The 14,805-nt window shown below is 64.6% G+C and carries 13 protein-coding genes; 6 read left to right on the forward strand and 7 right to left on the reverse strand.

Annotated elements, in window-relative coordinates; genetic code table 11:
* Window positions 1-39: 39 nt before the first annotated feature.
* The gene (locus tag IC535_RS04440) at window positions 40-672 is read right to left on the reverse strand and encodes a CoA transferase subunit B (protein WP_228885706.1); all 633 of its coding nucleotides are present in this window, start codon (window positions 670-672) and stop codon (window positions 40-42) included.
* Between the two features lies 1 nt (window position 673).
* Window positions 674-1,408: a CoA transferase subunit A gene (locus IC535_RS04445; RefSeq protein WP_228885707.1), complete on the reverse strand. Its 735-nt coding sequence runs from the start codon at window positions 1,406-1,408 to the stop codon at window positions 674-676.
* A gap of 171 nt (window positions 1,409-1,579) precedes the next feature.
* On the opposite strand from IC535_RS04445, the gene IC535_RS04450 reads away from it, so the two are divergent.
* Window positions 1,580-2,929 (forward strand): phosphomannomutase, encoded by a 1,350-nt coding sequence (locus tag IC535_RS04450; RefSeq protein ID WP_228885708.1) that lies wholly within the window; start codon window positions 1,580-1,582, stop codon window positions 2,927-2,929.
* 12 nt (window positions 2,930-2,941) lie between these two features.
* The gene (locus IC535_RS04455; RefSeq protein WP_228885709.1) at window positions 2,942-4,345 is read left to right on the forward strand and encodes a mannose-1-phosphate guanylyltransferase/mannose-6-phosphate isomerase; all 1,404 of its coding nucleotides are present in this window, start codon (window positions 2,942-2,944) and stop codon (window positions 4,343-4,345) included.
* 39 nt (window positions 4,346-4,384) lie between these two features.
* On the opposite strand, the gene IC535_RS04460 is transcribed toward IC535_RS04455, so the two are convergent.
* From IC535_RS04460 to rfbB, 5 genes are all read right to left on the reverse strand, one after another.
* Window positions 4,385-5,782, reverse strand: coding sequence for a hypothetical protein (locus tag IC535_RS04460; RefSeq protein ID WP_228885710.1), 1,398 nt, complete (start codon window positions 5,780-5,782; stop codon window positions 4,385-4,387).
* A 92-nt stretch (window positions 5,783-5,874) separates the two neighbouring features.
* On the reverse strand, window positions 5,875-6,780 hold the full coding sequence (gene rfbD, locus IC535_RS04465; protein WP_228885711.1) for a dTDP-4-dehydrorhamnose reductase: 906 nt from the start codon (window positions 6,778-6,780) through the stop codon (window positions 5,875-5,877).
* Window positions 6,777-7,334 (reverse strand): dTDP-4-dehydrorhamnose 3,5-epimerase, encoded by a 558-nt coding sequence (gene rfbC / locus IC535_RS04470; protein WP_228885712.1) that lies wholly within the window; start codon window positions 7,332-7,334, stop codon window positions 6,777-6,779. The genes rfbD and rfbC overlap by 4 nt, the downstream gene beginning before the upstream one ends.
* Entirely contained in the window at window positions 7,331-8,218 is an 888-nt protein-coding gene (rfbA, locus tag IC535_RS04475; protein WP_228885713.1) for a glucose-1-phosphate thymidylyltransferase RfbA, read from the reverse strand. Before rfbA ends, rfbC begins: the two co-directional genes overlap by 4 nt.
* Before the next feature lie 49 nt (window positions 8,219-8,267).
* Window positions 8,268-9,323 (reverse strand): dTDP-glucose 4,6-dehydratase, encoded by a 1,056-nt coding sequence (gene rfbB / locus IC535_RS04480; RefSeq protein ID WP_228885714.1) that lies wholly within the window; start codon window positions 9,321-9,323, stop codon window positions 8,268-8,270.
* A gap of 285 nt (window positions 9,324-9,608) precedes the next feature.
* On the opposite strand from rfbB, the gene IC535_RS04485 reads away from it, so the two are divergent.
* The 4 genes from IC535_RS04485 (at window position 9,609) to IC535_RS04500 (ending at window position 14,705) form a co-directional block, all read left to right on the forward strand.
* Window positions 9,609-10,355 carry an electron transfer flavoprotein subunit beta/FixA family protein gene (locus tag IC535_RS04485; protein WP_228885715.1) on the forward strand — a complete coding sequence of 249 codons (747 nt, stop codon included), beginning with the start codon at window positions 9,609-9,611 and terminating at the stop codon, window positions 10,353-10,355.
* Window positions 10,355-11,293, forward strand: a complete 939-nt coding sequence (locus IC535_RS04490) for an electron transfer flavoprotein subunit alpha/FixB family protein (protein ID WP_228885716.1) — start codon at window positions 10,355-10,357, stop codon at window positions 11,291-11,293. The genes IC535_RS04485 and IC535_RS04490 overlap by 1 nt, the downstream gene beginning before the upstream one ends.
* Before the next feature lie 298 nt (window positions 11,294-11,591).
* Entirely contained in the window at window positions 11,592-13,367 is a 1,776-nt protein-coding gene (locus tag IC535_RS04495) for an LTA synthase family protein (protein ID WP_228885717.1), read from the forward strand.
* Between the two features lie 348 nt (window positions 13,368-13,715).
* Window positions 13,716-14,705 (forward strand): lysylphosphatidylglycerol synthase transmembrane domain-containing protein, encoded by a 990-nt coding sequence (locus IC535_RS04500; RefSeq protein WP_228885718.1) that lies wholly within the window; start codon window positions 13,716-13,718, stop codon window positions 14,703-14,705.
* Window positions 14,706-14,805 lie beyond the last annotated feature (100 nt).

Genomic DNA, 14,805 nt, shown 5'->3' on the forward strand with positions numbered 1-14,805 from the left:
GCCAGCAGCAGCCCCAGCGCGACCCGGCATGGACCGGATTCAAGCCGTGGCAAACGCCACGCCGGTCTTTTCCTTCAGCTCATCGATGCCCACGCCGGGCGCAGCTTCCACCAGCACCAGCCCGGTGTCGGTCACATCGAACACGGCCAGCTCGGTGATGATGCGGTCGACCACGCCCACCCCGGTCAGCGGCAGCGTGCACTCGGGCAGGATCTTGTGCTCGCCATTCTTGGCGGTGTGCTCCATCAGCACTACCACCCGCTGTACGCCGGCCACCAGGTCCATCGCCCCGCCCATGCCCTTGACCATCTTGCCGGGCACCATCCAGTTGGCCAGGTCGCCCTTGTCGGTCACCTGCATCGCGCCGAGGATGGCCAGGTTGATATGCCCGCCGCGGATCATCGCAAAGCTGTCGTGGCTGCCGAAGTAGCTGGCCCCGGCACGCGCGGTGACGGTCTGCTTGCCGGCATTGATCAGGTCCGCATCCACCTCGGCCTCGGTCGGGAACGGGCCGATGCCGAGCAGGCCGTTCTCCGACTGCAGCCACACGTCCACGCCGTCGGGGATATGGTTGGCCACCAGGGTCGGCAGGCCGATGCCCAGGTTCACGTAGGCACCATCGGTCAGTTCACGCGCGGCGCGCTGCGCCATTTCATCACGGGTCCAGGCCATCTCAGTTCGCCTCCTGGCGCACGGTGCGTTGTTCGATGCGCTTTTCAGGCGTGGGGTTGTGCACGATGCGGTGCACGTAGATGCCCGGCAGGTGCACCTGGTCCGGGTCGATGCTGCCTACCGGCACCACTTCCTCGACCTCGACGATGCACAGCTTGCCGGCCATCGCGCAGGCCGGGTTGAAGTTGCGCGCGGTCTTGCGGAACACCAGGTTGCCGGCTTCGTCGGCCCGCCACGCCTTGACCAGTGCCACGTCGGCGCGCAGCGCGGTCTCCAGCACGTAGTGCTTGCCGTCGAACTGGCGCGTTTCCTTGCCTTCGGCCACCACCGTGCCGTAGCCGGTAGCGGTGAAGAACGCCGGAATGCCCGCGCCACCGGCGCGCAGGCGCTCGGCCAGGGTGCCCTGCGGGTTGAACTCCAGCTCCAGCTCGCCGGCCAGGTACTGCCGCTCGAACTCCTTGTTCTCGCCCACGTAGGACGAGATCATTTTCCTGATCTGGCGGGTCTCCAGCAGCTGGCCCAGGCCGAAGCCATCCACCCCGGCGTTGTTGGAGATCACCGTCAGGCCCTTGGCCCCGGTATCGCGCAGCGCGGCGATCAGCGCCTCGGGAATGCCGCACAGGCCGAACCCGCCCACCGCCAGCGTCTGGCCGTCGGCGACCACGCCCTGCAGTGCCTCGGCGGCGCTGGCGTAACCCTTGCCGCGCCGCCCGGCGGTGTCTGGAGACTTGCTCATCTACGCCCTCACCTCGTTGATGTAAGCGGCCATTGTAGCGGCTGGCGGCCGCTGCGCCGCTGGCTCGGGCAGGCCCAGCTGTACGCTCGCTGGACGTGCGCGGCGGGCTGCAAACGATTCCCATACACGGCTGCCGCTAAACTAGGCCGCTGACCGCAACCAGGACTGACAATGACGCTTCCCGCATTCAAGGCATATGACATCCGCGGCCGGGTGCCGGACGAACTCAACGAAGACCTGGCCCGCCGCATCGGTGTGGCGCTGGCCGCCCAGCTGGCGCCCGGGCAGGTAGTGGTGGGCCACGATGTCCGCCTGAGCAGCCCTGCCCTTCAGGATGCGCTGGCCGCCGGCCTGCGTGGGGCCGGGCGCGAAGTGCTGGACATCGGCCTGTGCGGTACCGAGGAAGTCTACTTCCAGGTCGACCATCTCAAGGCCGCCGGCGGGGTGATGGTCACGGCCAGCCACAATCCGATGGATTACAACGGCATGAAGCTGGTCAAGGAACAGGCCCGACCGATCAGCTCGGATACCGGCCTACTGGCCATCTCCGATGCCGTCGAAGCCGATACCGCTGCGGCAGTCGAGGCCAAGGCCGGGCTGCAGTCGCGTCCGGACAAGCAGGCCTACATCGATCATCTGCTCAGCTACGTGGATGCCAGTGCGCTCAAACCGCTCAAGCTGGTGGTCAATGCCGGCAACGGTGGGGCCGGCACCATCATCGACCTGCTGGCGCCGCACCTACCGTTCGAATTTGTCCGGATCTGCCATGAACCAGACGGCAGCTTCCCCCACGGCATCCCCAATCCGCTGCTTCCGGAAAACCGTGAACTGACCGCGCAAGCCGTGCGCGAACACGGGGCGGACTTCGGCATCGCCTGGGACGGAGATTTCGACCGCTGTTTCTTCTTCGACCACAACGGCCGTTTCATCGAAGGCTACTACCTGGTCGGCCTGCTCGCGCAGGCGATCCTGGCACGCCAGCCCGGCGGCAAGATCGTCCACGACCCGCGACTGACCTGGAACACCGTGGAGATGGTTCAAGCCGCCGGCGGGCAGCCGGTGCTGTGCAAGAGTGGACACGCCTTCATCAAGGAAAAGATGCGCAGCGAGAATGCCGTGTACGGCGGCGAGATGAGCGCGCACCACTACTTCCGTGAGTTCGCCTACGCTGATTCCGGCATGATTCCCTGGCTGCTGATTGCCGCCCTGGTCTCCGAATCGGGCCGCTCGCTGGCCGACCTGGTCGAAGCGCGCATGGCCAAATTCCCGTGCAGTGGCGAAATCAACTTCAAGGTCAGCGATGCCAAGGCCGCAGTCTCCCGGGTGATGGACCACTACGCCGCCCAGGCGCCGATGCTGGACCATACCGATGGCATCAGCGCGGACTTCGGTCAGTGGCGTTTCAACCTGCGCAGTTCCAACACCGAGCCGCTGCTGCGGCTGAACATCGAAACCCGTGGCGATGCCGCGCTGCTGCAGCAGTGCACCGATGAAATTTCCCAGCTGCTCAGCGCATCCTGAGGCGCCGCCCCGATGAACGATCTTCTCCCCGTCATCCTGTCCGGCGGCTCCGGCACCCGGCTGTGGCCGCTGTCGCGTGAGGCTTATCCCAAGCAGTTCCTGGCGCTGGCCGGTGAGCTGACGATGCTGCAGGCGACCTGGCAGCGGGTCGCCCCGATCGCCGGCCGCCCACCGCTGGTGGTGGCCAACGAGGAGCATCGCTTCGTCGCGGCCGAACAACTGCAGCAGATCGGCGTACAGCCGCTGGCGATCCTGCTTGAGCCGGTTGGTCGCAATACCGCACCGGCGATCGCGGTGGCCGCGCTGGAGGCTACTGGCGGCGGCGATGACCCGCTGCTGCTGGTGCTGCCGTCGGACCACGTGATTGCCGACGAAGCCGCCTTCCGTGCGGCCGTGCTGCGCGCGGTGCCCGCCGCCGACGCAGGCAAGCTGGTTACCTTCGGGATTGTCCCGACCGGCCCGGAAACCGGGTATGGCTATATCAAGGCCGCCTCCGCAGGTGAAGTTCGCGCGGTTGACCGCTTCGTCGAAAAACCGGACGCGGACACTGCCGCCGGGTATGTCGCCTCCGGCGAATACTTCTGGAACAGCGGCATGTTCCTGTTCAAGGCCTCGCGCTACCTGGCCGAACTGGAGGCGTTCCATCCGGCCATGCTTGCCGCCAGCCGCACCGCGTGGCAGCAGGCGCGGCGCGATGCCGACTTCACCCGCCTGGACAAGGAGGCGTTCACGGCAGTACCGTCCGATTCGATCGACTATGCAGTAATGGAAAAGACCGCCGATGCGGTGGTGGTGCCGTTGGACGCCGGCTGGAACGACGTCGGCTCGTGGACCGCGCTGCGCGATGTATCGGCTCAGGATGCCGATGGCAATGCCCACCACGGCGATGTGATCGCGATCGACTGTCGCAACACCTACGCCTACGGCGAGCGGCTGATCGCCCTGGTCGGGCTGGATGATGTGATCGTGGTGGAAACCGACGATGCGGTGATGGTGGGCAGGAGCGACCGCATGCAGGAGATCAAGCAGGTGGTGGCACGACTGAAGGCCGATGCCCGACCGGAAGCGACCTGGCACCGCAAGGTATACCGCCCGTGGGGCGCCTACGATTCGATCGACCATGGCGAGCGTTTCCAGGTCAAGCGCATCACGGTCAAGCCCGGCGCCACGCTGAGCCTGCAGATGCATCACCACCGTGCCGAGCACTGGATCGTGGTCAGCGGGACCGCCGAGGTTACCCGCGGCGAGGAAGTGATCCTGCTCACCGAAAACCAGAGTACCTACATCCCGCTGGGCGTAACCCACCGCCTGAAGAACCCGGGCAAGCTGCCACTGGAGCTGATCGAAGTACAGTCCGGGAGTTATCTGGGCGAAGACGATATCGTGCGTTTCGAGGACACCTACGGCCGCGCTTGAACGGCCGTAGGCTATGCATTCCACCCTCAGCGGCGTGGGTCAGCGCGGCCCCAGCGGCGCTTCGGCAGTTGTTGGCGTCGAGGGCGCAACGAGGGTGACGGGCAACGCCTGTCGAATCGCCGGATCGTCCAGCTGGGCCTTAAGCCGCGCGGCATCGGGATAGGGCAACTCGAATTCGCCCACCTTGAGTGCTTCCGGATCGCCACTGGTCAGGTAACGGACCACATTTTCCTGCTGCAGCCTGCACGCGGCACTGAACTTCTGGATCTTGCCCATATCCTTGGAAACCTGCCCCAGCAGGGCACCCACCAACAGCAGCGCGAACGCCACGGCAGCGGTGCGGGCGGCGGTGCGCATCCGCGAAGGCGTGGGCACCACGCACCACAGCTGGATGGCAAACCAGGCATTGGCGAACAACCCCGGCACGAACAATTCCGTATAGCGCGAAGGGGGCACGCGCATTCCATCATGGCCTCGTCCATAGGCGATCGCGAGCCCCTGCAGCGCCGACCATGCACATAGGCCCGTCATCAGCAGGTCCGTAGGCGTTGCCTGGCGCCGGACCAGCATGCGCAGGACCATGATGATGCTGGGCAGCCACACGATGAAGAACACCCCGTTGTCGCGCGCCGGCCAGGCCAGCGTATGGGTCGCGGCCAGGAGCAGTTCACCCGGCCCCTGTGCGCGCAGCGCGCCGTGCCCGGCAATCACCGGAATCCGGCTGTATGCCACGGCGGCGATGACGGCCAGCACCACGGTCGCGCACAGGGCGGGCGCACGTCGGCCGGGCAGGTAGAGGCAGGCCATCACACAGGTCGCCCCGACCGCGACCGCGGTCAGCAGGCCCGAGGCCATGGTGATGCTTGCCAGCACGCTCAGTGCAATGGCGATGGTCAACGCAATGATGCTCTGGTGATGCCTTGCCACCAGTGTGACGGCTACGACGCTGGACAGAATCAGGAAGTAGAACTGACTCTGGAAGCCGACCAGGAAATTCTCCCATGCGAAAGGCAGGAGCGACAGCAGCAGGGCGACCGGCACCAGCAGCCAGCGGCCGGCCGCCGCGCCTGCGTCGCGCAATGCATGCCAGACCAGCAATGCCGGGATCACACAGAACACCAGTGCGCCGACGCGCGCCTCGTACACATTGTTCCACTGGCCCGTTGCGAGATATGTCGCCAGCGCCACCAATCGGGTCGGGAAGATCCGATGTTCATTATGCGGGGTCAGCAGATGGCCGAACTGCAGCGTGCCGCCCACCAGAGGCTTGATGACAGAGGCGCCCTCGCCGTCCCATTGGTCCCAGAAAGGCATCGGCGTGCCGAAGTACTGGATGTACAGCAGGCGCGCCAACAGCGCCACCATGCCCACGCCCATTGCCAATGTCAGCGGGGACAGCCACCGCATTGCGGGACTGCCCGGGTCATTGTTGCTCATGCGTGCTTCTCGCCGACGGTGAAGGATGGGCGGCAGGCGGGCGCCCGTAGACGACCGGGCAGACACCTGCCGCACGGCCGGCGTCGTCCCGCTCAGCGTTTGGCTGGAATCAACTCCGCCATGACCCGTTCAAGCCCGTCCTGCCATGTCGGCAGCACAAGGCCGAAATCCCGCTGAAGCCTGCGGTTATCCAGCACCGACCAGGCCGGGCGCTGGGCCGGTGTCGGGTACTCGGAACTGGCAATAGCCTCGACCGTCGGCACCTTCGCCAGCACGCCTGTGGCCAGCGCTTCGGCGAATATCGCCTCGGCGAAACCATGCCAGCTGGTCTGGCCGCTGGCGGTCAGGTGCCACGTGCCGGACAGCTGGCCCGGATGCTGCAGCACCTGCACAGTGACATCGGCGATCAGCGCCGCCGGGGTCGGCGTACCGACCTGATCGGCGACTACGCGCAGTACATCGCGCTCGGAACCCACCCGCAGCATCGTGCGCAGGAAGTTGGCGCTATGGGAGGCATACACCCACGCCGTACGGAAAATAAGATGACGGCCACCTGCCGCGCGGACAGCTTCTTCGCCGGCCAGCTTGCTGGCGCCATACACACCCAGCGGAGCGGTGGCATCGTCTTCGCGGTACGGACTTGTACCCTGACCATCGAACACGTAATCGGTAGAGTAGTGCACCAGTGGCACAGCCGCCGCTGCGCACCACCGCGCAATTACGCCGGGCGCCTCGGCATTGGCATGCCATGCGGCATCGCGCTCATCTTCGGCCCGGTCCACCGCGGTATAGGCAGCGGCATTGACCACTACGTCAGGACGGACGCGATCCAGCAGCGCGGCCAACGACCCGGGCGCACTGAAATCGGCCACTTCGCAGGTACTTCCATCGGGCAGCACGCCGCTGCGCGTGGTCGACACGACCGTGCCCAGCGGCGCCAGCGCCCGCTGCAGTTCCCGGCCCAACTGGCCGTTGCCGCCGAACAGCAGCACGGTCACGGCTGGTATACCGGCAGGCGGTCTTCGGCAATGTCCTTCAGGAACGGCGCGGTTTCATCCTTGGCCGACAAGGTCGGGCCACTGATCGGCCAATCCACCCCGATGTCGGCATCGTTCCAGCGCACGCCGGCATCGAACTCCTTCAGGTAGACCTCGGTGCACAAATAACTGAAGATCGCGCGCTCGGACAGCACTGCAAAACCGTGTGCGAAACCTTCCGGAATCCAGAACTGCTTCTTGTTTTCCGCGCTGAGCACCACCGCCGCCCACTGGCCGAAGGTCGGCGAGCCACGGCGGATATCGACGGCGACGTCATACACCTCGCCTTCCAGCACGCTGACCAGTTTGCCCTGCGGGCGCGGCCACTGGTAATGCAGGCCGCGCAGCACGCCCTTGGCGGAACTGGACACGTTGCTCTGCACGAATTTCGTCGGCAGGCCATGCTCACCGAAACGGGCAGCATTCCAGGTCTCGAAGAAGAAGCCGCGCTCGTCACCGAACACCGCCGGCTCGATCACCACGCAACCGGGCAGCTTGGTTTCAACGATCTTCATGGCACCACTCCTCGTACAGCCAACGTATGCAGGTACTGGCCGTAGCCATTCTTGATCAGCGGGGCAGCCAGTGCTTCCAGCTGCTCGGCGTTGATCCAACCCTGGCCGAAGGCGATTTCCTCCGGGCAGCAGACCTGCAGGCCCTGGCGGGTCTGGATGGTCTCGATGAAGTTGGACGCTTCCAGCAACGACTGGTGGGTGCCGGTGTCCAGCCACGCAAAGCCACGACCCAGCGCCTCCAGGTGCAGGTTGCCTTCGCGCAGGTAACGCTGGTTGAGGTCGGTGATTTCCAGTTCACCACGCGGCGAGGGCTTCAGTTCGGCGGCGTGGTGGCTGGCATTGCCGTCGTAGAAATACAGACCGGTCACCGCATAGTTGGAACGTGGCTTCTCGGGCTTTTCGACCAAGTCGATGACCTTGCCGCCCTTGTCGAACTCGGCCACGCCGTAACGTTCGGGATCATTGACCCAATAGCCGAACACGGTGGCGCCCTGCTGGCGCTCGTCGGCGTTGCGCAATACCTCGCGCAGGCCGTGCCCATGGAAGATGTTGTCGCCCAATACCAGACAGCTAGGCTGGCCATCGACAAAGTTCTTGCCGATCAGGTAGGCCTGCGCCAGGCCGTCCGGGCTCGGCTGCACGGCGTACTGGATGTTCATGCCCCACTGCGAGCCATCGCCCAGCAGGGTCTGGAACAGGGCCTGCTCGTGCGGGGTATTGATGATCAGCACATCACGAATGCCTGCCAACATCAGCACGCTGAGCGGGTAATAGATCATGGGCTTGTCGTACACCGGCAGCAGCTGTTTGCTGATGCCCTTGGTGATCGGATACAGGCGCGTGCCCGAACCGCCCGCGAGGATGATGCCTTTGCGTTGTGTCATGAATAAGTTTCCTTGCCGTGGGAGCCGCGCCGCCGGTATGCGACCCGCGTCAGATGCTGGCGCCGATGCGCTGCAGACGGTAGCTGCCATCTAGCACACCGTCGACCCATTCCTGATTGTCCAGGTACCAGTCCACGGTGAAGCCGATGCCTTGCTCGAAGGTGTACTTCGGTTCCCAGCCCAACTGGTCCTTGAGCTTGCTGGCGTCGATCGCGTAGCGGCGATCATGGCCTGGACGGTCGGCGACATAGGTGATCTGGCTGCTGCGCGGCTGGCCGTCCTCGCGTGGGCGACGTGCATCGAGCAGCGCGCAGATCGCGTGCACCACTTCGATGTTCTGTTTTTCCGAGTTGCCGCCGACGTTGTAGGTCTCGCCGACCTGGCCCTTGGCCAGCACGGTGCGGATCGCTTCGCAGTGGTCGGACACGAACAGCCAGTCGCGCACCTGCTTGCCGTCGCCGTAGACCGGCAGCGGTTCGCCGGCCAGCGCCTTGGCGATCACCAGCGGAATGAGTTTCTCCGGGAAGTGGTACGGGCCGTAATTGTTGGAGCAGTTGGTGGTCAACACCGGCAACCCGTAGGTGTGGTGGAACGCGCGCACCAGGTGGTCCGAGGCGGCCTTGGATGCCGAGTACGGCGAATTGGGCGCGAATGGCGTGGTTTCGGTGAACTTGCCGGTCTCCCCCAGGGTGCCGTAGACCTCGTCGGTGGACACGTGCAGGAAGCGGAACGCCTGGCCCTGCCCGGCCGGCAGCGCCTTCCAGTAGTCGCGCACCGACTCCAGCAAGGCCAGCGTGCCTACCACATTGGTCTGGATGAACGCACCGGGGCCGTCGATGGAACGATCCACGTGGCTTTCGGCGGCGAAATTCAGCACCGCATCGGGCTGGTGCTCGGCCAGCAGCTGTGCCACCAACTCGCGGTCGCCGATGTCGCCGTGCACGAACACATGGTCCGGGTTGCCCTCCAGCGGGGCCAGGGTCTTCAGGTTGCCGGCATAGGTCAGGGCATCCAGATTGATGACCCGCACGCCCTTGGCGACCGCTTCGAGCACAAAGTTACCGCCAATGAATCCGGCTCCGCCGGTGACAAGCCATGTGGGCACTACCTGTTCTCCTGTTCTTTGTGCGTAAGGGGCGCCTGCTGGCGTCCAATTCAGCGCCACAGGATACATCGCGACCGCCTTCACAGTTGCCTGCCGGACGTGAACGAGAGCGGGTGCGCCAGGCTTTCGATGCTGCATTGCAGCACAACCATACGCATTCGCATGGTCACCCCGGGCCAGTTAGAATCGCGGTCCCACCCCCGAACCGGTTGCTGTTGCCAGGACCGGATGCTCAACCGCAATGCGAGCCGGCCAGCGGCCGGCACTACAAGGATCCCGCAGCAGATGAAAATCCTCGTCGCGTATAAGCGCGTGGTGGACTACAACGTCCGCATTCAGGTCAAGCCGGACGGTTCCGGCGTGGTCACCGACGGCGTCAAGCTCTCGCCCAACCCCTTTGACGAGATCGCACTGGAAGAAGCCCTGCGCCTGCGCGACAAGGGCATCGCCAGCGAAGTGGTGGTGGTCACCATCGCCCCGGCCGACGCCCAGGCGCACCTGCGCAACGGCCTGGCCATGGGCGCCAACCGCGCCATCCACGTGGTCACCGACCAGGCCATCCAGCCGCTGACCGCCGCGCGTACCCTGCTCAAGCTGGTCGAGAAGGAACAGCCGGACCTGGTGATCCTGGGCAAGCAGGCGATCGATGACGACGCCAACCAGACCGGCCAGATGCTGGCCACCCTGTGGGGCCGCCCGCAGGCCACCTTCGCCAGCAAGCTGGACATTGCCGATGGCAAGGCCACGGTGACCCGTGAAGTCGACGCCGGGCTGGAAACGCTGGAAGTGGACCTGCCTGCCGTGGTCACCACCGACCTGCGCCTGAACGAGCCGCGCTTCATCAAGCTGCCGGACATCATGAAGGCCAAGGCCAAGCCGCTGGAAACCCTGCAGCTGGCCGACCTCGGCGTGGACGCAGCCGACACCTTCAGCACCACCCAGTACGCCGCGCCGGTCAAGCGCAGCAAGGGCGTGATGGTCAAGGACGCGGCCGAACTGGTCGCCGCACTCAAGCAGAAGGGGTTGCTGTAATGACCAAGATCCTCGTTGTCGCCGAACACCATGACGGCAAGCTCAACGCCGCCACCGCCAAGACGGTCAGCGCCGCGGCCGCCATCGGCGGCGCCAGCATCGACGTGCTGGTGCTGGCCGCCGACCCGGCCGCCGTCGCCGCCCAGGCCGCGCAGCTGGCCGGCGTGGCGCGGGTGCTGACCGTGGCCAACCCGGCCAATGCCCAGGCGCTGGCCCAGGTGCTGGCCCCGCAGATCGCGCAGCTGGCCACCGGCTACACCCACGTGCTCGGCCCCTCCACCACCTTCGGCAAGGACCTGATGCCGTGCGTGGCCGCCCTGCTCGGCGTCAACCAGGTCTCCGACCTGATGACCGTCGAAGGCAGCCACAGCTTCAAGCGCCCGATCTATGCCGGCAACGCGATCATCACCGTGCAGGCCCCGGCCGACCAGATCGTGGTCGCCACCGTGCGCGCGGCCTCTTGGCCGGAAGCGGCCGCCGGCGGCAGCGCCAGCATCGAAGCGGCCAGCGTGGATGCGGCCCTGCCCACCCACACCCGCTTCATCGGCCTGGCCGCCGGCGCCAGCGACCGCCCGGACCTGCAGAGCGCCAAGCGCGTGGTCTCCGGCGGCCGTGGCGTGGGCTCGGAAGAGAACTTCAAGGTGATCTTCCAGCTGGCCGACAAGCTCGGCGCCGCCGTCGGTGCCTCGCGCGCCGCGGTCGATGCCGGCTATGTACCCAGCGACCTGCAGGTGGGCCAGACCGGCAAGATCATCTCGCCGGAGCTGTACGTGGCCGTGGGCATCAGCGGCGCGATCCAGCACCTGACCGGGATCAAGGACGCCGGCACCATCGTGGCGATCAACAAGGACCCGGACTCGCCGATCTTCGAGATCGCCGATATCGGCCTGGTGGGCGATCTGTTCACGTTGCTGCCGGAACTGGAAGCGGCGCTGTAAGTCGTACAGCCCTCCAAAAAAAGGCCGGAATCCCTCAGGATTCCGGCCTTTTTCGTGTACCCGTCCCTGCTCCCTGCGGCATCCTTTCGGCGGCTCTGAAGGGAAGCCTATTGCGCCTAGTCTGTTATCTACCCCACAGAATCTGGCGGAACGAACCCCCTCAGTATTTCAGTTCCGCGACAGAAATCGTATGATCTACCCTGTCACGCGGCCTTTACATTGAAAGCCGTGGAAACAGAGATATTTGACATAGGGAGCGTTTCAGGAAGGATTCCGGAGTGGATCGTCCGTTCAGGTGATGAAGATTTCAGATTCGAAGATCTTCCGGCGCATGCCCGGATGGGGAACCTGCGTTGCAGGCCTGTCGACCGTCGTCCTGCTGATCAGAATGCAGCGATTCTATGCCGGTTCCGACTTGGCCATATTCGCGGCAAGCTGTGCGCTGGAGTTGCTCTTGCTGGATCTGACCACGCGACTGGCGCTGCGATTGCACGGTGTTCCGCTTCGCGGCCTGGGGCTTGCGCTGCCGCTGTTTGGCGGCTGCATCTACATGGCCCAGCTCTATTCCATCTGGATTTCCGGTGGCTTGATTCCTCCAATCGCGTTCGCCAATCAGGAAGTTGTCGGGCTGATCGCCTTTGATGGTATCTACGCATTGCTCGCTACCTTCCTTGTAGCGTTCATCGGCTACGCCTGCCTGGTCCGTACGGCGCCCAACGCCCCTCTGTCACGGGGTGCACTTGTGGGAGGCATGCTGGTACTCGCGGCAGGCTATGCTGCGGTCCTTGCAGCCCAGCCACTGGCACGCGGGATCGTGGTCGCTCGGGGCGAAGCACCGGTGTCTTCGTTCCTGCGCTCGGCAGCGACGTATGCAGGCATGAACGGCCGCGCGCAACTCAGCGCGGCCGAGCTGATCGAGGCCCGCGCGGAATTCTCGCGTCGTGCCGTCTATCAACAGGGATTTCCCGAAGAGCTCACCCGTGCACTGCCGCACCGGCCGAACGTCCTTGTGATCTTTACCGAGGGTATGTCGGCCCGCTGGATGGATACCTACGGCAGCGTACATCCGGGCGTAACTCCCAATCTGGACCGCCTTGCCGACGGCTCTCTGGTGTTCCGCAACTACTACAACCACACCGCCGCCACCTTCCGCGGGTTGCGAGGGCAATTGACCTCCGGCCACCAGGAAGTTGACGGCTACAACCAGGAAGGCACAGGCATCGGCCAACGCGACGTATCCAACGACGTCACCGCAATTTCCCGCATCAGCATCCCCGAAGTTCTGCGTGCGCAGGGATACCGCAGCATTTTTTTCCTGTCCCAGCAGGAATACCTGAACAAGATGATCGAGACCCTGGGCTTCGACCGCGTGCTTGGCCGCGATTATCTGTATGACCACTACCTGCGAGGCACTTCAGCAAGTGATCGTCCGAAGTATTTGTCCGACAGCGAATTGTTCGACACCCTGCTGACCGAACTTGAAGCCCAGCCGGACGACCAGCCCTTCTTCGCCGCTGCCTATAATTTCCAGACCCACGCCTTCCTTGATGGCGAGGAACCCTATGGAAACGGCGACAATCGGTTGCTCAACCGCTTCCATACCTATGATCGCGATGTCGGAAGGCTCCTCGATCGCTTCATGGCCAGCCGTCTGCATGAGAACACGCTGCTCGTGTTCACCGCCGACCACTCGACCTTTCCCAGCCCCAATGCGGTCCGTGCAGATGATCGTGTCGAAGGTTATTTCGTTGACACCATCCCGTTGCTGATGTATTGGAAGGGCGCCGAACACCGGATGATCGACGTAGCCGGCAAGAACTCGCTGGATCTCGCGCCGTCGCTGATCAGCTTGCTCGGAGTCAAAAAGGCCCACAACCTCTTTCTGGGCTGCACGTTCTTCGAGCAATGCGCGCTGGATCGGGTGTCCAACATTGGCGTCGAGTACATCCTGACCGATGGGGACGGCTCCTACTCGGAGTACTACGTCCCCCCCTCGCAGAAGAAGCGCTACGAAGAGAGCAAGCGCGCCATCGAACGTTACAAGTCAATGGACCTGGTTATCGACGCCCGCTAGCCCCGCGCGGGCGCGCGCCTTCCTGATCCGCCCTAGGGGAGGCGCGTCCTACGCTGAGCGAATTTTTCGGCAGCGCGGATTGGCGCCCACTCTGCAATGCGTGGGCGCCAGCGCCTACAGCCGGTATGCATCTCGTCCAGCGCGATCCGGAGCCGACAACCAGGTTGCCGCAGCAGGCCGCGGGCCGGTCGCCGGTGGCGGGCTATCCTGCGGGGCGGCGAGCGCTACGAATGCAGCAAATCCGGCCGATCCCGGGTCAGGCAGCGGAAATTGCCTTCAAAAACGATATCCAATGTAGGTAGAATTGCCTGTTCGATCAGTAGCCACGACCAAGCGGAGCTCCGACCCATGCGCCCGCTTCCCGATGCGCCCCCCGCCGTTGCGCGCCCCGTTGACCAGCGGCGGCGTTCGCTTGCCTTCCTACTAGTAGTCGGGGCGGGCTATCTGGCACTACTGCTGTACGTGGATCACGGCAATGGTATATTGGCCCGGCTCGGCGGCCTGGGCGGCCCGCTTGCCATCTGCGCGTCGGCGGTTCTAATCAGCTTTGCATTGCGCTATCAACGGTGGCGCTCGGCGTTGAGCGTTCAGGGTCATGCCAGGCTTCCCTGGTTGGCCGGACTTCGAGCCTATCTGGCCGGCTTCGCTTTTACCGTCTCACCAGGCAAGGCTGGCGAGCTGCTACGCATCCGCTACTTTGGCAGGCTCCAGGTGCCGTCGCGAACAGTGCTGAGCACATTCATCTACGAGCGCGGGCTGGACCTGCTCGTGATCACTGCGCTCGGCCTGGGTGCCGCCAGCTTGATCCCTGCCTTCGGCACTCTGGTCGGGGTCGTAACTGGGCTTCTGGTAGTGCTTTGCCTGGCCATGTGCTGGTCATGGTTACAGGGGATTCTGTTCGCACTGTCGGTCCGGCTGCCGGGCAGGCGGATCCGTCAGCTGGCTACCTTCCTTCTCGATGGCGCACGCCTTGCTGGCCCTCTGTTGCGTTCGCGTACCGTGGCCCCAGGGTTGCTGATGGGCGCGCTGGCGTGGACCTTCAACGCGGCCGCATTTGCCTACCTTTGTCAGACCATGGGCATCCATCTGTCCTGGCCACATGCCTTGGGGATCTACCCGATCGCAATGTTGGCCGGCGCGTTATCGTTCGTACCCGGAGGGGTGGGCACCACCGAAGCTGCGATCGTGGTAATGCTGGGCGCAACGGGCGCCGCATTGGACGTGGCATTGGCTGCCGCCGTCGGCATCCGGCTGGTCACCCTCTGGCTCGCTATCGGGGTGGGCATGCTGGCGATGCTGAGCCTGGAAGTTGGCCCCGCAACGAGGGAGCCGAGCTAAGTGGATATGCCCACGCCGTTTTCGCCCGAGAGCGCCCACACTCGCTTTTACTTCCCCATCCCTTTCCTTCCGCCGGAGTCCTGAATCTTGGTCATTGAAC

The sequence above is a fragment of the Stenotrophomonas rhizophila genome (assembly GCF_020857975.1).
Classification (GTDB): domain Bacteria; phylum Pseudomonadota; class Gammaproteobacteria; order Xanthomonadales; family Xanthomonadaceae; genus Stenotrophomonas; species Stenotrophomonas rhizophila_C.

Excerpts from the sequence above, each read along its gene's own strand:
- IC535_RS04450 (WP_228885708.1), top strand. The coding sequence starts at position 1,580 with ATGACGCTTCCCGCATTCAAGGCATATGACATCCGCGGCCGGGTGCCG.
- IC535_RS04440 (WP_228885706.1), bottom strand. The coding sequence starts at position 672 with ATGGCCTGGACCCGTGATGAAATGGCGCAGCGCGCCGCGCGTGAACTG.
- rfbC (WP_228885712.1), bottom strand. The coding sequence starts at position 7,334 with ATGAAGATCGTTGAAACCAAGCTGCCCGGTTGCGTGGTGATCGAGCCG.
- IC535_RS04490 (WP_228885716.1), top strand. The coding sequence starts at position 10,355 with ATGACCAAGATCCTCGTTGTCGCCGAACACCATGACGGCAAGCTCAAC.
- rfbA (WP_228885713.1), bottom strand. The coding sequence starts at position 8,218 with ATGACACAACGCAAAGGCATCATCCTCGCGGGCGGTTCGGGCACGCGC.
- IC535_RS04485 (WP_228885715.1), top strand. The coding sequence starts at position 9,609 with ATGAAAATCCTCGTCGCGTATAAGCGCGTGGTGGACTACAACGTCCGC.
- IC535_RS04455 (WP_228885709.1), top strand. The coding sequence starts at position 2,942 with ATGAACGATCTTCTCCCCGTCATCCTGTCCGGCGGCTCCGGCACCCGG.
- IC535_RS04495 (WP_228885717.1), top strand. The coding sequence starts at position 11,592 with ATGAAGATTTCAGATTCGAAGATCTTCCGGCGCATGCCCGGATGGGGA.
- IC535_RS04500 (WP_228885718.1), top strand. The coding sequence starts at position 13,716 with ATGCGCCCGCTTCCCGATGCGCCCCCCGCCGTTGCGCGCCCCGTTGAC.
- IC535_RS04460 (WP_228885710.1), bottom strand. The coding sequence starts at position 5,782 with ATGAGCAACAATGACCCGGGCAGTCCCGCAATGCGGTGGCTGTCCCCG.
- IC535_RS04445 (WP_228885707.1), bottom strand. The coding sequence starts at position 1,408 with ATGAGCAAGTCTCCAGACACCGCCGGGCGGCGCGGCAAGGGTTACGCC.